This window comes from Mycobacterium sp., from assembly GCF_002863225.1.
Classification (GTDB): Bacteria; Actinomycetota; Actinomycetes; order Mycobacteriales; family Mycobacteriaceae; genus Mycobacterium.
On sequence record NZ_PKEK01000076.1, the window covers coordinates 1 to 17,798 of the forward strand.

The 17,798-nt window shown below is 64.9% G+C and carries 21 protein-coding genes and 1 pseudogene; 8 read left to right on the forward strand and 14 right to left on the reverse strand.

All coding sequences use genetic code 11. From position 1 onward, the window contains the following. Nucleotides 1-149: 149 nt before the first annotated feature. Nucleotides 150-425 (reverse strand): annotated as a pseudogene (locus tag CYU59_RS23175) (WhiB family transcriptional regulator); the annotation flags it as partial. A 356-nt stretch (nt 426-781) separates the two neighbouring features. Between CYU59_RS23175 and CYU59_RS23180 the strand changes: the two are divergent. From CYU59_RS23180 to CYU59_RS23190, 3 genes are all read left to right on the forward strand, one after another. Beyond that, the gene (locus CYU59_RS23180) at nt 782-1,867 is read left to right on the forward strand and encodes an FHA domain-containing protein (RefSeq protein WP_293003216.1); all 1,086 of its coding nucleotides are present in this window, start codon (nt 782-784) and stop codon (nt 1,865-1,867) included. A 212-nt stretch (nt 1,868-2,079) separates the two neighbouring features. Continuing rightward, nucleotides 2,080-2,361 carry a nuclear transport factor 2 family protein gene (locus CYU59_RS23185; RefSeq protein WP_293003218.1) on the forward strand — a complete coding sequence of 94 codons (282 nt, stop codon included), beginning with the start codon at nt 2,080-2,082 and terminating at the stop codon, nt 2,359-2,361. A gap of 241 nt (nt 2,362-2,602) precedes the next feature. Further along, the gene (locus CYU59_RS23190) at nt 2,603-2,896 is read left to right on the forward strand and encodes a hypothetical protein (RefSeq protein WP_293003220.1); all 294 of its coding nucleotides are present in this window, start codon (nt 2,603-2,605) and stop codon (nt 2,894-2,896) included. Between the two features lie 77 nt (nt 2,897-2,973). Here CYU59_RS23190 and CYU59_RS23195 read toward each other — a convergent pair whose 3' ends face one another. The 4 genes from CYU59_RS23195 to CYU59_RS23210 all read right to left on the reverse strand — a co-directional run bounded on the left by CYU59_RS23195 (nt 2,974) and on the right by CYU59_RS23210 (nt 6,034). Continuing rightward, complete coding sequence (locus CYU59_RS23195) at nt 2,974-3,810, reverse strand: hypothetical protein (RefSeq protein ID WP_293003222.1); 837 nt, start codon at nt 3,808-3,810, stop codon at nt 2,974-2,976. An 84-nt stretch (nt 3,811-3,894) separates the two neighbouring features. Beyond that, nucleotides 3,895-4,728, reverse strand: a complete 834-nt coding sequence (locus CYU59_RS23200) for a phosphoadenosine phosphosulfate reductase family protein (protein ID WP_293003224.1) — start codon at nt 4,726-4,728, stop codon at nt 3,895-3,897. Next, nucleotides 4,725-5,147, reverse strand: a complete 423-nt coding sequence (locus CYU59_RS23205; RefSeq protein ID WP_293003226.1) for a hypothetical protein — start codon at nt 5,145-5,147, stop codon at nt 4,725-4,727. Before CYU59_RS23205 ends, CYU59_RS23200 begins: the two co-directional genes overlap by 4 nt. After that, complete coding sequence (locus CYU59_RS23210) at nt 5,147-6,034, reverse strand: hypothetical protein (protein ID WP_293003228.1); 888 nt, start codon at nt 6,032-6,034, stop codon at nt 5,147-5,149. The genes CYU59_RS23205 and CYU59_RS23210 overlap by 1 nt, the downstream gene beginning before the upstream one ends. Nucleotides 6,035-6,615: 581 nt before the next feature. On the opposite strand from CYU59_RS23210, the gene CYU59_RS23215 reads away from it, so the two are divergent. From CYU59_RS23215 to CYU59_RS23230, 4 genes are read left to right on the forward strand one after another with little or no spacing between them, the layout of a single operon-like run. Continuing rightward, on the forward strand, nt 6,616-7,020 hold the full coding sequence (locus tag CYU59_RS23215; RefSeq protein ID WP_293003230.1) for a hypothetical protein: 405 nt from the start codon (nt 6,616-6,618) through the stop codon (nt 7,018-7,020). 47 nt (nt 7,021-7,067) lie between these two features. Next, nucleotides 7,068-7,493, forward strand: coding sequence for a hypothetical protein (locus CYU59_RS23220; protein ID WP_293003232.1), 426 nt, complete (start codon nt 7,068-7,070; stop codon nt 7,491-7,493). Further along, the gene (locus tag CYU59_RS23225) at nt 7,490-8,356 is read left to right on the forward strand and encodes an RAMP superfamily CRISPR-associated protein (protein WP_293003234.1); all 867 of its coding nucleotides are present in this window, start codon (nt 7,490-7,492) and stop codon (nt 8,354-8,356) included. The genes CYU59_RS23220 and CYU59_RS23225 overlap by 4 nt, the downstream gene beginning before the upstream one ends. A gap of 7 nt (nt 8,357-8,363) precedes the next feature. Next, nucleotides 8,364-9,086 (forward strand): hypothetical protein, encoded by a 723-nt coding sequence (locus CYU59_RS23230; protein ID WP_293003236.1) that lies wholly within the window; start codon nt 8,364-8,366, stop codon nt 9,084-9,086. A gap of 234 nt (nt 9,087-9,320) precedes the next feature. Here CYU59_RS23230 and CYU59_RS23235 read toward each other — a convergent pair whose 3' ends face one another. The 9 genes from CYU59_RS23235 to CYU59_RS23275 form a co-directional block, all read right to left on the reverse strand. Further along, a complete protein-coding gene (locus CYU59_RS23235) occupies nt 9,321-9,989 on the reverse strand; it encodes a hypothetical protein (protein WP_293003238.1) in 669 nt (222 codons plus the stop codon). 505 nt (nt 9,990-10,494) lie between these two features. After that, complete coding sequence (locus CYU59_RS23240) at nt 10,495-11,847, reverse strand: hypothetical protein (protein ID WP_293003240.1); 1,353 nt, start codon at nt 11,845-11,847, stop codon at nt 10,495-10,497. 212 nt (nt 11,848-12,059) lie between these two features. Continuing rightward, on the reverse strand, nt 12,060-12,506 hold the full coding sequence (locus CYU59_RS23245) for a hypothetical protein (protein ID WP_293003243.1): 447 nt from the start codon (nt 12,504-12,506) through the stop codon (nt 12,060-12,062). 2 nt (nt 12,507-12,508) lie between these two features. Next, a complete protein-coding gene (locus CYU59_RS23250; protein ID WP_293003246.1) occupies nt 12,509-13,450 on the reverse strand; it encodes a sporulation-delaying protein SdpB family protein in 942 nt (313 codons plus the stop codon). 9 nt (nt 13,451-13,459) lie between these two features. Next, nucleotides 13,460-14,026 carry an SdpA family antimicrobial peptide system protein gene (locus CYU59_RS23255; protein ID WP_293003248.1) on the reverse strand — a complete coding sequence of 189 codons (567 nt, stop codon included), beginning with the start codon at nt 14,024-14,026 and terminating at the stop codon, nt 13,460-13,462. A gap of 47 nt (nt 14,027-14,073) precedes the next feature. Then, a complete protein-coding gene (locus CYU59_RS23260) occupies nt 14,074-14,742 on the reverse strand; it encodes a hypothetical protein (protein WP_293003250.1) in 669 nt (222 codons plus the stop codon). Between the two features lie 35 nt (nt 14,743-14,777). Further along, entirely contained in the window at nt 14,778-15,185 is a 408-nt protein-coding gene (locus CYU59_RS23265; protein WP_293003252.1) for an SdpI family protein, read from the reverse strand. Beyond that, on the reverse strand, nt 15,175-15,756 hold the full coding sequence (locus tag CYU59_RS23270; RefSeq protein ID WP_293003254.1) for a hypothetical protein: 582 nt from the start codon (nt 15,754-15,756) through the stop codon (nt 15,175-15,177). Before CYU59_RS23270 ends, CYU59_RS23265 begins: the two co-directional genes overlap by 11 nt. Nucleotides 15,757-15,758: 2 nt before the next feature. After that, nucleotides 15,759-17,087, reverse strand: coding sequence for a hypothetical protein (locus tag CYU59_RS23275; RefSeq protein ID WP_293003256.1), 1,329 nt, complete (start codon nt 17,085-17,087; stop codon nt 15,759-15,761). A gap of 520 nt (nt 17,088-17,607) precedes the next feature. Here CYU59_RS23275 and CYU59_RS23280 point away from each other — a divergent pair. After that, nucleotides 17,608-17,748: a hypothetical protein gene (locus CYU59_RS23280; RefSeq protein WP_293003258.1), complete on the forward strand. Its 141-nt coding sequence runs from the start codon at nt 17,608-17,610 to the stop codon at nt 17,746-17,748. Nucleotides 17,749-17,798: the final 50 nt, after the last annotated feature.

The window sequence follows — 17,798 nt, forward strand, 5'->3', positions numbered from 1 at the left end:
GACTCTTACCGCATCAAAGACCGCGATCTCGGGCGAGTCCCGGGATCGGCCACCGAAGAATGAACACCAAGGGGGTCAATTTTCAACCGTCGAAAGGGGGTCAATTTTCGGCCGTCGTTGACAAGCCGCCGGCGGGCGCGGTAGCCGGGCCGCACCGGGTATCCGCCATGGGCGGCCAGAGAGCGCAATTGACGCATTGCGAAGTCGCGGCCGCGAACCGACTCCGGAATGACCACTCCAGCCCATAACCCCTCGGAGGCCGGTGTCTCCCATGCTTCGCGCGCGCAACGCCAGCGAAGTGGGCAGCCCCGGCACAGCGCTTTGGCCTCGTCGTCCGGATGCGTGGTCCAGCGTTCCGGGTCGGTAGTGCAGACCGGGACGTATTCCTCGGATACCGCGGTGAGCGATACGGCGATAGCAGTCATGGCGTTCCCTCTTCTGATGCGGCGCGTTCACGCTGTCCTGAGCGAAACAGTAGCGCGGGCGCTTCAATGTTGCAACAACTAAATTGAAGCACATCCAACAAGTTGCAGCATGCGAGCGGGAGAGCCCAGACCTATAATTGCCCACCATCCAGGGGTAAAAACCTAGCTCTTAGGACGCTTGGACCGGCATCGCCGAAGTCGAACGCGGCAGAAATGCCGACTAGCGCTGCTTCAAAAAGCCCACGCTGCTTAGCCCCCACGCTAGCGTTCGCAGCAGTGAAGCAGTAGCATATGCTTCGAGTAGTTCGTCGGATCCGCATCTATCCGCGGCCCGTGCATCATTTGAGGAGCGCTCGTTGACCACTGACCAGCTCGCCGCGGCGTGCCCCATCGCAGTCCAGGTCGGAGGGCAGATTCATACGGTGAACCCCGCCAACGGGGCGGCCGTCATCGGCAGAGACCCTGCATCGGCAATTCGCATTAACGATGCGCGAATCTCACGCGCTCACGTTCGGCTCGAACCCCACCAAGACGGCTGGCATATCGTCGACACCAGTACGAACGGCATGTTCGTCGACGGCGTACAACGCCACTCGCTGGTGATTACCGGCCCGACAACACTGCACCTCGGCGACGCCGAGGGAATCGCGGTGACCCTCGAGCCTGTTGACACCTCGGAAACATCGGCAGCCTCTGAGCCGGTGGCAGCCGACACCGACGACGACAGCTGGGACGAACTCTCCGAAACAGATCCTGACGTAGCACGGGCCGGCGCCGCGGTTGCCGCTCGCCGTCAGGAACTCGACCTCACCCAGCGCAGCCTGGCCAGAGACAAAGTGATCAGCGCCGGGACCTTGATCGCGTTTGAGAAGGGGCGGAGCTGGCCACGCCGCGGCACCCTGGCCCGGCTGGAGGAATCACTGGACTGGCCGACCGGCACGATCACTCGAATCCGCAACGGCCAACAGCCAGTACAGCGCGATGAGGTCACCGACGTCCTGACTGACTCGATCCAGGCAGGTCACATGGCCGAGGTCGTCGAGTTGGCCATGCACGGCATCAACACCGCAGCTGACGCCTTACCCGGTCCCCAGGACCCAGAATTCACCGCTCGGGTGACGCCAATTCTGGCTGATTTGCGCAAACTCGAATCGGTGGCCGCCAACGCCGCTCGAGTCGCCCGCGGAACACCGTCAGCGGCACGCGCGCTCGGCACGGTTCGCCGGCGCTATAACGAACTGATGCTGCGAGCCGCAAAATCGCCCACAGCGACTCTCGGGCAACGGCTCTACGGTTTACGCCATCGTGGTGAACTCAGCATCGACGAGGCTGCCAACGCTGCCGGCGTTGCCCCGCAGGCGATGCTCGACGCCGAGGCAGAGCGACACGTCGCACCTGATGCAGTCGCCGCCATCAACGCGCTTATTGCGCAGCTGGGGTAGCACGGTAGGTGACTGTGCGTGAGCTGCGCATCTGCACAGCAGCAATGTTCACGCATTCCCGTCCTGTCGAGAACCCGTGGAGCGCTTGATGACCGGCACGCTGCCTGAGCTTCGAGCGACCATCGAGATCTACCTGCGGGCGTGGATGACCCAGGACGCTGATCTGATTGTCACAATCTTCACTCCTGGTGCGACCTACCACGAGCGGGTTCTTGACGCACCCATCCGAGGTGTCGATTGGCATACGCCGCTACTGGGAGACGAAAGTCATTGCGGGGCAGTCTAATATCGAAGCAAAGTTACTCAATCTCTATTGGGACACCAGCCAAGCGACAGCGATCCCCGAATGGGAAGCAAACTTCGACGACCTGGTTGACGGCCGCCGCAAGCTCATGCGTGAAGTCGCCATCCTTGAAATCGAAGGCGGCCGGATCGCCAGCCTCCGCGAATACTGGACCTCGCGCACCGCCGGCAACAACCGCGCCCTCAAATAGTCAGAATTCTTGACCCGTAGACGTATTCGACCCGGGTTTGGCGGTAAACCATGGAAGGGCTTTGGGGTAAGTGTGCCCGTGGATGAGAAATCGTGGCCCCATATTTTCCAGCCAGGACCGCAACGCGGTGATGCCGACGAGCGCGGGAGCATCTGGATGATCGTTTGATTCCGGCCGGCGGGCAATGCGACACGATGACGTCAGCCGTCGGAAGCTGGTCGACCAGTGAGCAGTACTCGCTTTGGCTGTAATGGACGGCGCTGCTGCCCCGTTTGTATCGCACGCAGCCCTGGAGGCCTGTGAACATCAATCCGGCGATGTCGACGGCGGCCAGGTGCAGGTCGGTCATACCGAGGTCGCTCAAATAGCGTCGATCACAGTGGTTTCCGTCCACCCCGATCGCAGGAATCGACAGTTGATCGGCGCCAGCGAGGTCGGTGCGGTGAAGATCACCGGCGGTGATCAGCACATCGACATCGCGCTGCGCGGCGACCTCGCCCAGTGTGCGGCCGCCGAAATCAGGCCCAGCATCTGAGATGACCAGAGCGCGGATCGCTTGCCGCGCGTCTGCTGTATCTTTACTGCGCCGGCACCGCGGCACTTGCCCCTGACCTAACGGTCGACGGCGATCCGCGCTGAGCTGCCCGATGCCTCGATCATCCTCGCGCGTCGAGCGGCTGCCACGCGGTGAACCCGGCGAGGGTAGGGTGTGCCGTCCCGCAGCGTGCGAGCCTGCGGGTAGGCCCGAACAAAATCTGACTGATCGTCAACCACGAGCACCACGCTGGCTGCATCAAGGTCGGCAACCTCCAGCACGGCAGCGTTCGCGTCGATGAAGTCGTCGACCGCCTGCAGCTCCGCCAGCAGGCCTGCAGGGGGCGCGGCGGTGCTGCGCTCGAACTTCGCGTACTTCTTGCCATCAAGACCCAACAGCCGGGCCGTTTCGTCCTTGAGCAAGCCGACGGCGAGCCGGCGCGTGGTGAGATCGGCCCGCCGATCACCTCGGTGGACCTCGACATCGCGGCCCTGCCGGGTCAGCGCCGCCGCGGCGCGACCGACCGCGACGTGCTGCAACGACAGCGGGTAGGGCACCAAATCCCGCGTGGTCCGCGCGCTGGGGTAGCTGCTCTCAAATTCCGTCTGGTCGACGACCGCGTGCAAAATGATGGTGCCCGCAGGCGGCGCGGCTAGCATCAGCCGCTCGGTTTCGCTCGAGACAAAGTGCTCCATAGCGATCAGTTCATCGACCAGATCAAAACCAACGTCAAGGGCGCCGGTCTCGCGGGAGCGGTACTTCCGCAGATCCACCCGAAGCACAGTGACAAGATCTTCGACCTGGAGGCCGAGCGCGTTGCGACGCGCGAGCAGGTCCGACCACAGGTAGGGCTGCTCGTTAATGGTGTCCTCCAGATCGCCGGCCAGCAGTAATTCTGCCAGTGCGACGCTCATGATTTCAGCTCCCTTCCGGAGTGACCGGACCTGCCCCTTCGGCTAGTCCATCTACATCGCCCATGTTAGCAGCCGGCGGTGACGTCAGACCCATTCTTGGAGCCTGGGCAGCGCCTGCGCCAGGCGGTCAAACAGGTCCGGCCACCCATTCTGTAACCAGGCAATGTGTCCGTTGGACAGCTTGGAGGCATCAATAATCGAGTCCACGCGGATCTGCTGCTGAGGCACACCTAGCTTAGCGAGCCTGCGGTACAGCGGGTTTGGTTCGATTCCGCGTCCGGCGAGGTATCCGAAAACGTGGGATCGCTGCCAGTCCCAGATCGGCCCGTAGGTGATTGTGCCGTCATTACGTGTCACCACACCGCCGTGCCGGGCGCGGATGTCTTGACGCGAAAGCTGTTTGGCCGCATGGGCTCCCAACGCCCGCCGGTATAGCATCCGTCGGCCGTAGGATTCTTCGGCGCGCACACCCCAGAGCGATCCCTGACCGTGGCGGCGGTGAGCTTCGGCTGCCGGCCCGGTGATCATGATGTCGGCCAGCTGCCCGCCTAGACGCCGGTCCACCGCGTGGTGATCGAAGCCGCCTCCGGCGATCAGAACCGTCAACAGATCCGGATCCGCGGCGATGACCTGATAGTTCAGTCGCCAGCGGTCGGCGAGATCGTCTAAGTACCGCAGGGTCTCAGGGAATTGCAGACCGCTGTCGAAGAACACGACGGGGATGTGGGGGTCGACCTGTCGGGCGAGATCGACGACGACGGTGGAGTCTTTGCCGCCACTCCAGGACACGAACCCGTCGTGGGCATCGAGGTGGGCGGCGATGCGATCGAGCAACGGCCGGTGAGTATCGGGTCCGCGCCGCCGAGCGGCGACGCCGCGCAACGTGGCCAGGTCTAACCCCGACGGGGTCGACGTCACCGGTTGTCAGTCACGGTCACAGCGAGCGTGGGGAAAAGCACGCCAAGGTATTCCCGGACATAATCAATGGCTCCCTCATCCTCGAGGATCGAGTCGTCGGAGCTGGTGTGATCCCACCACCACCACTTGCCGGCCCGGGTGAACCCGAACGGCGGCGGTACCTCGGGGTTGACATGGGTCCGCGCGAACGTCCGAGCGGCGCCGACCACAAACCACCAATCCTTACCGCCGAACGTGACAGCACCGTCGGGGTCGGCGAGATGAGATAGGTCGCGGGGCAGCTCGACTCGCGCCAGACAGGTTGATGTCGATGCCCGTGGGCGCAGCCTTGTTATCGGCCGGAAGCGGCCGTTGGGACTTTCGTGGTCTTCGACCACGCTGAGTCGGTTGGGGTGCACTGTCCAGTCGGGGCGTGTCATCACCGCTCCTTGAGTTGTATGACGAGGCGTTCGTTGAAGCCTCCGGACTGAGTGGCGTAGGCGACGTGTTCTGCTGATGCGACATCGAATTCCATCCCCCTGGGCAGCAGGTGGGGGGTGTCCTCGACGCTGTCTGAACGCCCGAGATACATGCCTCGGCTGGTCACAACTTCGAACACCACATGCCGGGCGCTGTCGTGACCGGGTGTCTCGTGCAGGTTATGCCGGGTGAGGGTGAACTGGTCGAAGGCGATCGTCGACCCCGGCTGCAGGCTGTCGGGAAGGTCTTCGGGCTTGGTGACGTCGGCAACGGTATCGGGCAAATCCACGGCGACGTATACCCGGTGGGTGCGGTCGTTGAGCCGCTCGTAAGACTGGATCGCCCGATCAAGCCGCTGCACTTTTGCGCGATCGACATCGGCGAGTTGTTGGGCGTCGCCTGCCGAGTGGTGCAGGCCTCCGTTGATGCGTCGCCACTCAGTGGGATCCTCGGCGGTGAGCATGCTGCCGATGGCGGCGTGCTGTGATGCCGGCGCTGCCGCCATCACTTTGTTCTTCACTGCGGACCGCAGCTTGCGTTGCCGACCGCTGAGTGTTTCGCGGAACTCTTCGCGGCCGGGCAACGCGCCGCGTAGCCGGTCGGAGTCGACGTGGCTGGCGTCGCGTGGCGTGGATCGGTCCCTGTCCCGCGCGGCCCTCGTCAGGCCCGGGTCGTCGTCGCGCAGCTCGTCGACGACCCGGTTGGCAAGACGCTGAAACTCGCGCTCTGTCATCGCATCCTGGGCTACTTCGCGGGCCGCCTTGACGTCGCGCGCAGAGATCACCCCGCCTTCGACGTCGACAGCGACGGGTACCTCCCGGTTTGGTCTGGCGGTCTTGGCACCCACGCGTTCTCCCGTTGCTGGGTCGGACAGTTCGGAGTGTACGAGCTGAGTTGGACACGAGGTTGCGGCAACAGCCTGACCCCGTCACCGGATGTCGTTGGGGAGACGATGACGGCGGCGGCACTGGCCAGTTGTCAGCCAACCGCCGAAGCCGCCGCCGCATCGGGTGAAACCCTCACCCAGTCCCTGTGTGCGTGTCGTGCATTTGAAGCTACCAGTGGCGCGCGCCGCTCATTCGCGACAATTCGAGTACTGCGGTCACGCCCATGCGCACAGCCGCCGTCTGGACCGCGGACTCAGGAGCCGTTGCCACCGCTCTGCCGATTCAGTGCCCGTATCGTCCGAGCATGCTCTCCGATCCTGCTGCCACCGCTTGGATCTTCGCCGGGAGCCCTGCTGTGGACGCGCCCGAACCGGTCGAGGGGCTGTGCGGGCGCTGCGGACAGAACGGCCCCACCGTGACCAGCGCTCGCATCATCTCGGAGAAATTCACCGGTTTCGACGCCTGGCCGTTTGGATCTCGGCGACTGTGCGTGCCATGCGCTTGGGCATACAGCCGACAGCCGACGACCCAGCCTTGTCTGTTGATCACTGACACCGCAGTCACGGAGTACTCCATGGGCTCCGATCTCGGCGCCGTCCTGACTCTGGGCCCATTGTCGACCACCCAGGCGGTGGTGCTGCCCACTGCTCGCCGCCGGCACATCTTGCCGACCGCCGAGTGGGGGCATGTAGCCACTGACGGACTCGTCACGCCTTGGGGCACCCAAGCTGCGACACGATTGACCGACCTGATCTGGCTGCGCAGCGAGCTCGGCGCGACGTGGCCGCAGGTATGCCGCGGTGCGCCGCCGCCGGCACTCCTCAAGAAACTCCCCGGCGAGCGATGGGCAGGCTTGCTGCAGGCCTGGGAAGGGCTTCGCCCGTGGCGGGCAATTCCCCCGCTGTGGGCTGCTGCGAGAGTCCTGACCAATCCGCCGGGCACCTAGCCAAATTCCCGTGAAGTGGTGACGTGGGTCGCCGTTACGCTTCGGACATGACTGCGGTACTAACTCCTACCCAAGCCTGGCAGTCAACGGTGCCCGACCTCGATCCCCTCACCGGGCCGCCAGCGATCGCTGAGCGGCTTCTGTTGTTGCTGCACTTCGGAATCGACTGGGAAACCAGCTGGTTGGCTGATCCGAAATACCGCAAAACGTACTGGGATGAACTGTTGCCCAGCCGCGTTCGTCGTGCGGCCTACCGCGCCGACACTCTCGATCGCTGGTGGTCCGATATCTCCGTTCAATTAGGCGCCCCAGCGCCGCGCCAGCGCGACCGCCGCCTCGAGCTGGCGGCGCTACTGCGTCAACCGCCCCTGCCCGTCATCGCCGCCCTACGCGACAGCCTTCCAGCGTTGCTGCTCCGGGTGCGTATCATCCGCGACGCTGTGGCCGAACAACGAGAAGCTAGCCGCCAATGAGCCTGATCAGTCTTCACTTCGACATTGACATCATGGCCCGCTCCTCGATCGTGCACCGCGAGGACTACAGCTCCACGGGCACCGACAACTTCGCCCTGTTTCGCCGCGAAAAAATAATCAGCCCCACAGGTGACGTCCTTCAGGTTCCGATCGTGTCCGGCAGCAGCTTTCGCGGCATTTTGCGACGTATCGGAGAATCCCTGACGGCGGCCATCCTGGACTACGAAGGCGCCGCGCTACCTATTCCCGCAGCCCATCTGCTCTCCAACGGCGGGCGCCTCGCAAAAGCCGCCCGCCCGCTAACCGATGAAGAAGAGCGTCACCTCAAGGCGCTCATACCTCAGATCGCAGTGTTCGGTGGCGCTGCCTCGGGGCGCATCATGTCCGGACTTTTGACCGTCGGCAAAGTACTTCCCGAAATCGAAGAACTTGCCCATCTGCTACCGCGTTCACCCCACTCCGCCTGCCTGCCAGCGGTTCTCGGCCTGGCGGAAGAATCATTCAGCCACCTCAACGATCACCGACCCACCACTGCCAGACCGCCGGTCGCAGACGCCGACGAAAACAGCAGCCCCCTAGGACGATTCGGCGTAGAAACACTGCCTGCCGGCACCCGCTTGCAAAGCTGGGCGAGGCTTACCAACGCCACCGCTACCCAAGCCGCTTTCTTCCACGACGTCCTGAGCAGCTTCGCCAATCACGGACATCTAGGCGGACGCATCGCCTCTGGCCACGGACAAGTCACCGCCAACTTCTCCACCACCGTTCTACGCGGGCCAGCTCCCACCGACACCCTCGAGTGGGCGATGGAGCTAGCCGCTCACCGCGATGAAGCCATCGCCGCCCTCACCAAACTCGCCTAGGCACAACGTGATCCCGCTCCAGATCACTGCCACCACACCACACGGTGTTGTGCTTTCCCGACCGTGGGGAATCGCCCTCGACGGACTCCTCGCTTCGGCGCTTTGGCACCGCCACAAATGGGCGGCCCGCGCCACTGGCAGCACCCTCCACTACCACCCCGACAAAACCCCGCAAGCAATCGAGCTTCCCCTCGCCCGCTGCGGTGACCCCGACCGCGACGACGACTGGCACTGGATGGCGACCTTCGCCGACCTTCACCCACAAACCACTGCCGCCATCGAACCCGACATCCGTTGGCGCACATCACGAACGGACCGCACCCGCCTTCAACACCTCAACCCCTCGATCGGCCGCCAAGTGGTCTCCGACAGCGCCGGCCGCTACCAACGACGCGTGGTGCCTGTCATCGCCCACCCCGCAACAGCTTTGACGTGGCGCGCGGTCGGCGATCCTGATCAGATTCGTGACTTATTGGCAGACCTGCCGTCCATCGGGAAACACCGAGGCGTCGGTGAAGGCCTCGTTGCACACTGGGACGTCCAGCCGACCCCCGAGCTCAACGAATGGCGCGCAGGCCACGAACACGAGCCTGGCGTCCTGGGCCGCACCACGCCACCTCGCTGCATCACTGACACCACCCTCGCCACAGGACCACTCGGCACGGCCTCAATCCGGCCGCCATACCTGCATCCGCTCAGCCGCACTCCGGCCTATCAGCCGGCCCGGTAGGCGCGAGGGCAGGGATAGCGTGGTGGTTATTGCTCGGGCAAAAGCGGCCCCCGGCAGTCGAAAGTTTGGCCAGCAACTCGAACCTCGTGTATGGGCCCCGTACGGCGCTAAGTTCCTAGGCGCGCGGCTTGCTGGACAGCCCGAGCAGCGAACCTCGCCCAACCAATAGTGACTTAATCCATGTCGATAAGCGCGACTCAAAGCGGGCCGAATAACGCAGGCTCGTAAGGCATTTCAAAGGGCATATCGAACGCCGAGATTGTCGATGGGATTCATGTAGAGCATTGCCCGAAACCACGGTCTCGCTTGAGCCATTGATCTCATGGCCAGCAAGGAGCCGTAGGCGTAAAGCACGCGATGAGCGGGGCGGTTGTCGATGACGCTCCAGGGCAAGACGTCTACGAACGGCCACGGAAGACTCTGCTGGAGTACAACGACGCCGGCTTGGACCCACTCGAGGGCAGCGCTATGGGCTTCCAGGGATTCGGCATCAGAGCCGAGTTTCCAGTCGGGATTATCGTCGTCGTATCCGACCGTCGCGAGTAGCTCCCACGCTCTCAGGCTGTAGTCATCGAGACAGCGAGGGTTGATGTCGCACTCGGCTACGCGCTTTACTCCCTTCTCGTATGCTGCGGTCTCTTCGGGAGTGGACTCGTCGTCAAGTGCCCAGACTCGCTCGATACGCCATTCCATCCGCTCCCCGAGTTCCCGAATGGATTTCTCCACGGCTGTGAGCCGGAGTGGGGGGTCGTCCTCGTCGTAAGTCGTCTCATAGAAGTCTTCGGCGTCGAACGTGAAACCGGTCGCGCATGCGCACAGCGGCGACGGCAACACAGCGAGCGCCTGCTGGGCCAGCACCCCTGGTCTCACCCACGGCATCGCCCACTTCGGCGGTTTGTCCATTCCGAATGCGTAGGGCCACAGACCGGGATCGTTACCAATTAACGACACCCGGCCAGTATGGGCCCGATGCGTCATCATTAGTGACGGAATTACCAGATCACTGAGCCGACCCCGCTTCGCGAAAGGCACTACTAGTAGGGCGCTTTCGTGAGCAACGGGCAAATCCGCCTATACGTCGAGGCTGCCTTACTTTGCCCTGCGGGATGTGAAATGAGGATCGCTTCAACGGCGGTTGCGACGCGAGGGCGGGTCGACGGACGATGGTGATTGCGTAGCCGTTGTGGGGCGAGCGCGATTTCTGTAGCGCTGCCACCCTTTTGATTCATAGCAGGTTGTTTTGTTAGTGCGCGTTAGAGGGTCACTTATTAGCGCCGCCAGCTTGAATGGATCGGTGGCGCGAAGATATGCCGCAGCTGCCGGGGCCCTCTCCGTTCAAGCTCACGAAGCGAAATCGCCCCATTCGAATGCAACACAAATCACCCGCCGACCAGCCGTGTGGTGGTATTCACCGCGGCCCGCCGGATACGTTGGGCGAGTTGACATTCGGTGCGTACCAGCCGGGTGCGAATTCGATGTACCCGGGCGAGGGAAGCAATTCGCCGGGTTTCAGGTGGATGATGTCGCGAACGTCGATGGGCTGTTTCGGCGTTGGCCATGGCCCGGGAACGTCTGAGCCGTGGGGTACGGGGAAGTATGTTCCGGGTGCCATCTGCTGATAGCCCGGTGGCGGCAGTTGCCCAGGTGGTAGGTGCAGGATGTCGCGCATGTCGACCGGCAGTTGTGCAGGCGGTGGGGGTGGTAGCGCGAAATATCCGGGATCTGTTGAGGGATAGTACATTCCGGGCCCGATCTGGGTGTATCCAGCGGGTGGCAGCTGGCCGGGTGGCAGGGTCAGGATCTGCTTGGTGTCGAGCCAGTAGCGCGGGTCCTGGCCGTGTGGCGGGTCGGGCGGCGCGGGTGTTTGCGGCGGATGCTGGCCTGTCCCGAAGCCGGCTAGTTGGACGTGTTGTCTGCTCTCGGAGCTGTCTCCGCTGTGGGGAGGGGTGGGCGGTGCGCTTGGGGCGGCCGGGCCCATAGGTGCCGGCGATGCGTGGCCAGCAGACGGTGATGTGCCGGCGCTCGGCGCGGGTCCTGCTTGCGCGGCTGGGGCTGGCGGGGGCTGGGTGTGCGAGGCGCCTGGGTGGCTGCCGGCAGGCTGGCGGGCTGCGGATAGCGCGCCCATAGGTGCGCTGGCTAATGCTGCTGCTGCAGGGACCATCGCGGCGGCGGCTTGCGGTGCCACCGCCATGGCGGATGCGAGCGCGGGGACCATGGCGCCCATGGCCGCTGCCGCGGCGGCGCCTGCGGGCGCAGCGCCGAGCCCGCCTGCGCTGGCGGCGGCCTGGGCGCCGGCAGCTTGCTGAGCAGCTGCTGAGTGGGTCACTGTTTCCGCTGATCGCGCCTGGTGGTCGGCGATGATGCCCAGGATCGCGGCTTGTCCCTCTGGCGAGTCGTAATCGGGCACGGCCGATATCTGGTTGAGTTCAGAATTCGCATTGGACAGGATCGCGGCGAGTCCGTCGCGAATGACCTGAGCGCTGTGGTCAGTGGTGTGCGCCGCGACCTGCGTGACATGCGCGGTTGTTGATACCGGCCGGTGGTCAGCAGCGGTGGCTTGCGCGTAGCGCGGAACCACCTCCGTCGAGAATTGCAGCGCTTGAATGTCGTCACGGATGTCGTTGATCTGTGCGACCAGTTGCTTGGCCGAGCCGGACAGGTCGCGAAATCCCGCGCCGCTGGCTGGGTTTGGGCCGTAGAGCTCGCTGTAGCTCTGGTGCTGTTGCTGGGATTCGATGATCAGCTGATCGATCTCCGCCATCGTTGCCCTCCTTGCCAGCCTGATTTTTTCGGTGCGGGCACACCTGCGATCACCAACTTACCGGGCCTTTTCGCGATCACCGCACAACAATTTGCGGGCTCCAGACAACCTCGTCCGCTCCCGCGCGCGGCGTTTGTACGCAGTGCGGCAAAGTCCCGCGGCTTCCACCTCTGGTCGGTGGCCGACGCCCGTCGTAGGCACCACTTCACGGTTCACTGCGACATGGAAGGGGTTGGCGCGGCGGGGGTTTCGATGTGGGTCGCGGCTGCGTCGGCGCGCTCGCCGGCGATCATGAAGCTCAGCGCGATCACGGCGGCACCGATAGCCGGTGCGGCGAAGATCCACAGAGGTTTAGGCCCTCGAAGGTAGGCGATCACGATGGTCGCCAGCACGGCGGCGGTGACGGCGGTGGCCGCGATAGCCACGAACTGGAAGCCGACGCGCTGGGCAACGTACCAGCCATGCAGCGACGCCAACGTCGCTTGAGAACGAAATCCGAGGGTGGTGTTGGGCGCGATCTCATGGTGGTGGGCGCGGCCTGTGAAAATCCAAGCTCCAACGACAAGAGATACCAGTAACACGACGTTGACCAGGGTGTAGACGCCCATGATGATGCGGCCGTAGCGCGCGTTGGCCGCTGCCATCGAATTGTTGTGCATGCTCACCTCCCTGAGGCCTCTATTGTGCGTCCGGCGGCGGGATCTCTGCGGTCTGCCGGCGCTCGAGTGTGCGGTGGTCGACGCGGCGGGTGGATGAGGCAGGTTGCGGTGAGCGCGGCAGCACCGATCATGACCAGCGAGAAGCTGCATAACCCCATGCTGAGGAAGATCAGCGTGTGCAGGACCGCGCAGAGCCAGAAGGCGATCATGCGCCAGCGTGCATCCAGCAGGGTGAACAGGGCGATCGCCAGCTCGAGCATGATGGTGCCCCATGTGACAGCCAGGGTGGTGACCGTGTGGTTGGACAGCCATAGCCACAGCGGGGCGGTGACACCGGCTGAGCCGAACATTTTGTCTCGCACGAAGTAGTAGAACGCGGAGCCGTTCTGCCAGTCGGCGACTCCCATTTTGGCGATGGCGCTGTCGGCGTAGAGGTAGGCGATCTGCAGGCGCAGCGCCCAAAAACTGAGGTAGGCGAGCGCGCGGCCCGTTGGAGTCATGCGGGTGCGCACCGCAGACCACTGCCACCGCCGCGGATCAGCCAGGCACATGGGGGTGATCAGCAGCACCACGATCAGTGCGATGGCGTCTCCGCCGTCGGGCAGTGTGATCGTGGTGCTGACAGAGAAGACGATCCACAGGTGCACGATCGCAGTGAGTCGAGGTTTATACCCGCTGGCCACCAGCAGCAGCGCGGCGATCGCAATCCACCGGCGGGCGTCGAGGTAGTCGTGCGGCTGGCCGAGGCAAAACAGCGACGCTGAATGCGGCGCGCACAGTGGGCCACGGACCGGCCCCACCCGGGTGAACAGCGCCGCAGGGTGGGTGAAGATCAACTCGGAGGCGGTCGCCAACGCCAGCGTGCTGCGCCCCGCAGCGAACCAGAGGCCCCGGTAGTCGGCGCGCAGCGCGCGGGCCACGGCGGCGCGGACGACGGCGGTCATGGCGCGGCCCTAACCCTGCTGCTCACAGCCGATGACCGCGGCAGCGATGCGCGAGATGCTGTAGCGCATGTCGGTCACGTCACGATAGGCCCACTTGGTGGTGCTTTCGATGCTGAGCGCAACGTCGCCGCACAGCGTGGGGACGGGACTGTCGTTGCGCAACTGCGCTTTCGGCGCACGTAACAGTGCGGCAATGCACGCCGACCGATCGAGCGTCGAGCAGTCGATCCAGCTAGAAGTCGGAACTTCGCGCAGCACGATCGCTAACTCGGGGCCTTGCGCACGCTGGTTTCTCGACAGCCCCCACAGGTTGGCCGTGCGCGCTTGCGGTGTCACCAGCAGACTGGGTCCAATCCCTTCGGCGGTCAACCGGTAGGCGTCGATCTCATCGGTCTCAGGAGATCTGGTGAAAAACGCGAAGTCCTGGCCGACGATCTTGTTCAAGTTGGCCCGTAGCTCTGGCAATTGCGTTCGGCCCCAGAGGATGTTGGGGGGCACGCTGGCCACAAGACTCGCCGCGCCGATCGCGGTAAGCAGACCGATGTAGATCGTCGACACGACCACTGTGGTCGTCATGCGGCGCCGCCCGGGCCTGCGGTGGCCGGTGTTAGCGCCTGCTCGCTTCATGATCGGAGGCTGCGGACTAGGCGCGCAATTTCTGTCTGGCGGTCCAACGGTGTTGGAGTGGACTGAAATTCGTAGAACACGAAGGCCGGAACGAGTAGCAGCACGACGAAGACGCCGAGAATGACCACGGTGGCTAGGCCTGCGACGAGAGCGACCAGGGACGCCAGGGTAGCGACGCCGGCGACGACGTCGTAGGACTCGAAGACGTAATCGAGGTGGATATAGCCGGTGATTTCCACTGCTCCTGACCCCGGGTCGTAGGGGCCGCCTCGGGAGGGCGGCGGTGGCGGCGGCGGGCATGGGTCGTTTTGTTTGTGGGGCGCTTCGACCCAGTGCTGGGCGGCGGTCTCGAAGCGCTGCAGAGCGTTGTCGAGGCGTTGCGGCTCAGCGGAATTGAACGCTGCGGTCAGTGTCGGGCCTGCGGCCGCGTCGAAGTGGTCGACGCAGCGCGTGATGGATTCGACCACGCTGAGGGCTTGGGTATCAGACAGTTTCGCCATCGCGGCGCCGGTTTTGTTGAGGTCGGGGTGCTCGTCGACGACGCGGCCCTTCGACATCAGCAGGTATTCGACGACATCGGAGGTGCTGTAGGGGGCGCGTGTCGCGTGCCTGCCGGGTGGCGCGGGCGTGTGCTGGGCGTGATGCAGGATTGCGGCGCCGGCCACCGCGATTACGGTCAGGCAGGCAAGAAGTCGACGCCTCACTGCCGTCGTTGACCTGGGGGTGCGGAGCCGACAGCGTTAGCTGCTCTGTTTGCTAGCACTGCGCTGTAGATCAGGACGATCACGACGAGGGCTGCGACGCCAATTCCGGTCAGCATCACGGTGTTTGGATTCGAGGTCGCTAGCGCAGCCCAGGCGGTGGCGACGCATCCGGCGATGCTGATGAGGATGAGCAGCGGGGTCAGGCGCAATGCTGCCCGGTGGCCGGCAGCCCATGATTGGTCGTTGCGCATCGTCGCTCGGGTTCGGATGCCTACCCACTGGTTGCGGGCGAGGCGTCCGTTGGCGGCGCGCGTGCACAACAGAATCATCAGCACCGTGCTTGCGATGGGGATGAGGGCTAGGGCTGCGGCCTGCACCAAGGCTTGGGTCCGCTCAGCTGTCATGTCTGTTCCTCGGGCAGTCCTTGTCGCCGGTGACGGTGCACACGGTGAAATGGCGTACGGGGTGGGCGATTCCACTTTCGCGGCAGTATGAGACATCGACGGCGCCGATGATCGCAATATCTGGTTGGATTGCGCCGGGCCGAGCGCAATTTACTTTCGCGACGTCGGTGTCGGTGATACGCAGGCATTGTCCGGGCGACCAGTCGTAGTCCAGACACAACGCCCCGGATCCGGACCCCGCTGCTTGAGTGATACTCAGATCGGCGTCGGCGACGCAGTCGGCGGTCCTTTTGACCTGCGCGATCACCCGCAGAGCGCTTGCCGGTGAGCCGCATGTCTGCGCGGAGAGCTCCGGGCCGCGGGTTCCGCGCCGTAAGGACACGCAGGAGCGGGGTGGATTTGTGGCGGTGGTCCCGGTGGGCAGCTGGCTGAAGTCAGTGGTCGGATAGACGACGACCTTGCGGTGCAACGCGGGCGTGGCGGCGTAGAGGACTGCCACGCATACGAGCGCGGCCAGGGTGATCGGCCAGCCCCAGTGTCGGCGCGGGGCAGCGCGAAATGGCGCGTTCACGGTCACATATCCGACGGGCAGAGCGGCTTGGTCGGTTGCTTGGGGTGTCCCAGTTCGGTAGCTGCCGGCGGCGGGGAAGCCGGTGGCGGCGTAGCCGGCGGTGGCGACGGAGCGGGTGCGGGGTGCGGCGCGGCGGCCGGCGACGGCGGCGGTGCCACCGGTGGCGCGGGCGCCGGTGGAGGCGGTGGCGGGGGTGCCGGTGGAGGCGGTGCCGGTGCGGGGTGCGGCGCGGTGGCCGCCGGTTGTGGTGCAGGCGCCGGGGGTGGGGCTGACGACGGCGCCGGGTCCGAGTGAGCTGCGGATGGCGCCGCCGGCGCGGCAGCGGCCGGTTCACTGGTTGGTGGCTGCTCGCCGGCGGTTGCGGGGCTCATACCGGCGAACTGACTCAAGCTGGTCAACGCCGACAGCAGCCCTGACGAGCTGCCCGAAGATCCGGCACCGCTGCCCAACCCCGACATTGCCCCGGCCCCTGACGAGCTGGGTGCAGCACCGGGCAACGGGACGCTTTGGGGACGAGGTTGGTACGCGGTTTGCTCGCGGTGCTGCGGAGGCGGCGGCGCTGTCTGCTGCAGTGGCGGTGGCTGCTGCTGGGGTGGCGGTGTTGCCGCCCGGGGAGACTGTGTCGGGTTTGTCTGCGGCTGACTGTCGGTGGTGTGGCGGTCAATCTGGTGGGCGATGATTCGCGGCCGCGGCGGCGGGATTGGCCGCGGTGCGGGCGGCTTGGCGACGGTCGATAAGGCTGAGGCCGGGACGGTCGACGTCGCGGGATCGTTCGTGGTCATTAATGCCGGTGCGGCGCGGAACGCGCCGCCGCCGTTCACATGATCCGGTGTGCTGTTGCCGCTGTCGGCGGCGCGCTGGGCGGCCGCCTGCTGGGCGGCGCCGGAGTCGGCGACCGTGTGCGCCGACTGCGTTTGATGGTGGGCGATGATGCTCAGAATCGCGGCCTGACCCTCGGGCGAATCAGGGTCGGGTACGGCGTCGATTTTGCGGGCTTCGGCGCGAGAGTTCGACGAGATGTCCCGTGCTCCTCGACGGTTGATCGCGGCGCTGGTGTCGGCGACGTCTGCGCATACTTGCGCGGTGTGCGCCGTCGCTGTGATCGGTCGGTGATCGTGGGCAGTCGCGGCCGCGTATGGCGTCTCGACAGCGGTCGAAAATTGAAGTGCTTGGACATCGCTGCGGGTGTCGCGAATGTGCCCGGCGAGTTGGCGCGCAGAGCCGACGATGTCGCGGAATCCGTCGCCGCTGGCAGGGCTGGAGCCGTACAGATCGTAGTAACGCTGATGCTGCTGTTGAGACTCGTCTATGAGTTGATCGATCGCTGACATTGGCCGCCCTCCTCCCGGTGCTGGACCTGCCCGGTTCGGAGCCGGATTGCGATCAACATACCGCGCATAATGATCGCTGAGTGACGCAGATTTTCGGCCAGATTCGGGGCTCACATCAGAGTCAAATCAGGTGCCTAGAAGGGAAAGAAAGTCGCGCGGTTCCAGGTGTGCGGCGGCGGTTCCGGCCGATCTACGGGGTGCCCCGGCGGCGGCGACGCTGGCGGACCCGCCGCGTGTAGGGCCACGTTGGGCATGGAGGAAACTCGCCCGCCGGGCTGAGCGACGCTGAGGGCTGAACTGTGTCTTCGGGCGAGGGGGCGGCTGTAGGGGCTGGAGCCGTCGACGGTCTCAGGTCGACCGCCGCATCTACTGGCGGCGCGGCGAACGTCGGAGCCTTGGGAGCGGCAGCCGTTGTGGGGACTGCGGTGGCCGTCTCGTGCGGGGCGGGTGGCGGCGCAGCTGTCACGGCCCCGACGGGCTGTGTTGACCGCGCAGGCCTCGTGTCCGTCGGTGTGCTGGCATGATCGACGATCTCATCGACAAGTGCGGCGGCCGAGGCAACAAGGCGGTCGAACTGCTGCCCATCGGTTGCCGCCGAGGGCGCATCACCGGGTCGTTCGTGACGCGGCACAGCTGGCCGCTGTGGCGAAAGCGCCAGTGATTCAGCACCTTCCCGCTGGGGCGCCGGGCGTGGGGGCACACTCGGGTTCG

Bases quoted from the DNA above. Each gene is read 5' to 3' on its own strand.
- CYU59_RS23195 (WP_293003222.1), bottom strand. From the start codon at position 3,810: ATGAGCGTCGCACTGGCAGAATTACTGCTGGCCGGCGATCTGGAGGAC.
- CYU59_RS23205 (WP_293003226.1), bottom strand. From the start codon at position 5,147: ATGACACGCCCCGACTGGACAGTGCACCCCAACCGACTCAGCGTGGTC.
- CYU59_RS23220 (WP_293003232.1), top strand. From the start codon at position 7,068: ATGACTGCGGTACTAACTCCTACCCAAGCCTGGCAGTCAACGGTGCCC.
- CYU59_RS23225 (WP_293003234.1), top strand. From the start codon at position 7,490: ATGAGCCTGATCAGTCTTCACTTCGACATTGACATCATGGCCCGCTCC.
- CYU59_RS23235 (WP_293003238.1), bottom strand. From the start codon at position 9,989: ATGGACAAACCGCCGAAGTGGGCGATGCCGTGGGTGAGACCAGGGGTG.
- CYU59_RS23240 (WP_293003240.1), bottom strand. From the start codon at position 11,847: ATGGCGGAGATCGATCAGCTGATCATCGAATCCCAGCAACAGCACCAG.
- CYU59_RS23245 (WP_293003243.1), bottom strand. From the start codon at position 12,506: ATGCACAACAATTCGATGGCAGCGGCCAACGCGCGCTACGGCCGCATC.
- CYU59_RS23250 (WP_293003246.1), bottom strand. From the start codon at position 13,450: ATGACCGCCGTCGTCCGCGCCGCCGTGGCCCGCGCGCTGCGCGCCGAC.
- CYU59_RS23255 (WP_293003248.1), bottom strand. From the start codon at position 14,026: ATGACGACCACAGTGGTCGTGTCGACGATCTACATCGGTCTGCTTACC.
- CYU59_RS23265 (WP_293003252.1), bottom strand. From the start codon at position 15,185: ATGACAGCTGAGCGGACCCAAGCCTTGGTGCAGGCCGCAGCCCTAGCC.
- CYU59_RS23275 (WP_293003256.1), bottom strand. From the start codon at position 17,087: ATGTCAGCGATCGATCAACTCATAGACGAGTCTCAACAGCAGCATCAG.
- CYU59_RS23280 (WP_293003258.1), top strand. From the start codon at position 17,608: ATGATCGACGATCTCATCGACAAGTGCGGCGGCCGAGGCAACAAGGCG.